This is a genomic window from Paenisporosarcina sp. P4_E4_2, from assembly GCF_056401595.1.
The window spans coordinates 1-2,871 of record NZ_JBFUJC010000377.1; the positions used below are offsets into that span (position 1 = coordinate 1).

Annotated in this window: 4 protein-coding genes; all 4 read right to left on the minus strand. The window is 43.6% G+C overall.

Going from position 1 to position 2,871, the window contains the following annotated elements:
- The coding region (locus tag AC1DSB_RS17360; protein WP_477587214.1) for a FecCD family ABC transporter permease at positions 1 to 469 on the minus strand (469 nt) is incomplete at its 3' end.
- Positions 466 to 1,476 carry a FecCD family ABC transporter permease gene (locus AC1DSB_RS17365; RefSeq protein WP_477587215.1) on the minus strand — a complete coding sequence of 337 codons (1,011 nt, stop codon included), beginning with the start codon at positions 1,474 to 1,476 and terminating at the stop codon, positions 466 to 468. The genes AC1DSB_RS17360 and AC1DSB_RS17365, both read right to left, overlap by 4 nt.
- Positions 1,477 to 1,479: 3 nt before the next feature.
- A complete protein-coding gene (locus AC1DSB_RS17370) occupies positions 1,480 to 2,409 on the minus strand; it encodes an iron-hydroxamate ABC transporter substrate-binding protein (RefSeq protein ID WP_477531075.1) in 930 nt (309 codons plus the stop codon).
- 6 nt (positions 2,410 to 2,415) lie between these two features.
- Positions 2,416 to 2,871: ABC transporter ATP-binding protein (locus tag AC1DSB_RS17375; protein ID WP_477587216.1), on the minus strand; the 456-nt coding region annotated here is incomplete at its 5' end.

The window sequence follows — 2,871 nt, forward strand, 5'->3', positions numbered from 1 at the left end:
ATACTAGACGCACTGGTTGCATACCAGTCGTACGGCTGTAAGAAAACGCATAAATAATTCCAGCTGTCAGCAAAGCACCGATGAAAGCAACGAAAGGCAATACATAAATGAATGCCCCCGCCTCCACTGGGAAGTACAAAAAGAAAATAGCAACGGCAACCCCTGCTCCAGAATTGATGCCGATAATACCGGGATCCGCCAATTCATTGCGGGTAATCCCCTGCAACAATGCACCTGATAAGGCTAGTGCCATTCCCGCCAAAACCGTAATGACTATCCGAGGCAGACGGACCGAGAAAAGAACGAATTCTTCTTTAAATTCCCCTTGGCCAAGAATTGTCGGAATGATTCGGTCGTAGGAAACGGACGAATAGCCGAGACCAAGACTGATGACCGCAGTGGTCACAATCAATATTGAAAAGACAATCAGTAATAACCGTTGTTTTCGAATAATGGATTTTTCGATCATGAGAAACTTTGCCCTCCTTTACGTACAATGTACAAGAAGAATGGCAAGCCCATAATGGCAACAACAGCCGCCACGGGAGTTTCATACGGAGCGTTAATTGTAYGAGCAACGGTATCCGCAAGCAACATGAAAGCCGCTCCAAGAATGGCTGACATCGGAAGCACAAAGCGATAATCCGTACCGACTATTGCCCGCACAATATGAGGTACCATCAGCCCGAAGAATGCCAAATTGCCGACAAGTGCCACAGACGCGCCTGTCAAAATGATGACGAGTACAAACAATATGGACTTAATCAATCGGACACGTTGCCCGAGCCCAAGTGCCATTTCTTCACTCAGTGAAAGAATGGTTAATTGGCGTGAACACATCAAAGAAATGATAATCCCGACCAAAACAATTGGAGCAATTAACAACACTTGATTCCAAGTCGTCCCGACCATGCCACCTGCAGTCCACATGGAAACCTGTTGCGATATTTTAAAATATAATCCGACACCTTCAGCAATGGCATAGAGAAAAGCTGAAATGGTTGCACCTGCAAGCACGATCCGTAAAGTTGTAAAGCCTTCTGGATGAAACGAGCTGAACCCGAATACGAGAATCGCTCCGACTGCCGCTCCTGCGAAACATGCGAGCATCACACCAAAATAATTAACAGTTGGCCAAAATGCCAACGTTATAGCAAGCGCCGCATTGGCACCGGCAGTCAATCCGAGTAAGCCTGGATCGGCAAGTGGGTTACGAGTCATCCCCTGAATAATAGCACCTGAAACGGCAAGAGCCGCGCCTATTAGGGCAGCGGCTACTTCTCGCGGAAAACGTATCTCCCGCAACATTATGGCTTGGTCATTCGGAGCACTTGATAGTAAGGCAGATATAACATCTTTCACGCTTGTATCGGCCGCCCCGAAAACTAACGCCATGCCGAAAAGTACGATCATCAGAATCAAACTCATCCCCAGTTTAATTGAATAAGGAATGCGTTGAAGCCGAAAATTGAACATGATTTAGTTCCCCAAGAAAGATTTCTTAAAGAATTCCAATTGATAATCCAGTGTCAAAGGATCGTTGAAGTAAAACTCCATTGCATCCACTGTATACATCTGGTTGTTTTTTACTGCCGGGATATTCTTGAATGTTTCTGTACCTTCAAATGAGTTGTCTGCATCTTTATTTTTGCTGAAGATTAAATAGTCTCCAACATACTCAGGTAAAACTTCAGCAGATAATGCATAGTAGCCATCTTTCAATGCCATTTCTTTTACTTTCTCAGGCATTCCTAGACCCATTTCCTGATAAAGGATTTCTGTACCGCGGCCCCAGTTGTCACCGAATACATACAATTCTTTGTCAAAGCTTTCAATTACAGTGACAGTCGCATCTTCACCAATTTTCGCTTTGATTTCATCGCCTGCTTCTTGCGTACGTTTTTTGAAATCATCTACCCAAGCTTGTGCTTCTTCTTCTTTATTAAGTAGTTTCCCGATTTCTACGTGCTGCGTTAAATAGTCAACCGCTCCATACGTAAAGGTAACTGTTGGTGCAATTTCATTCAGTTTGTCCACATTTTTGATATTAGAAAGACCGATAATTAAATCCGGTTCCATTTCAATGATTTTCTCCAGGTTTTCATCCGTTACYTCCTCAACGCCTTCAAGTTTTTCTTCAAAGCGTGGATTCATTTTCGACCAAGAGTCAACACCAACTAAAGGAACATCTAATGCCATGACATTACCTGCAAATGATGATAAAACTACGACACGTTGTGGGTCAGCAGGCACTTCAACAGGTCCGTTTTCGGATTCATACGTGATTGTCGATGGTTCTGAAGAGTCACCTTCTTTGGACGTTGACTTTCCTTCTTCTTTATTGCCGCCGCATGCAGCTAATACAAACATCGCAAGTAGCGCTATGAATAGGTATGAGTATTTTTTCATTTTATGTCATTCTCCTCTTACTAAATTATAGGTAATACAAATCGGTTTTCCTGTACGTGGATCTTCGCCAATTTCAGCATCGATTTGAAACAGTTCGCGTAATACTGGTTTCGTGATAATTTCTTCACTGGGACCAGACTTCACGATTTTCCCAAACTTCATCCCGATAATGTAATCCGCAAAACGGGCAGCATGATTCAAATCATGCAACACCATCACAATGGTGCGTTTTTCCGTAACGTTCAACTGCTGCAACAATTCAAGAATCTCCAGTTGATGCGCCATATCCAGATAGGTTGTTGGTTCATCCAGAAAAATCATATCGGTTTCCTGAGCAAGGGCCAGGGCAATCCACACACGTTGACGCTGTCCACCCGAGAGTGAATCAACGGGATGTGACTTGAAGAATTTAGTTCCCGTAACTTCAAGTGCCCAGTCAATCATCTCCAAATCCTTTTTGGT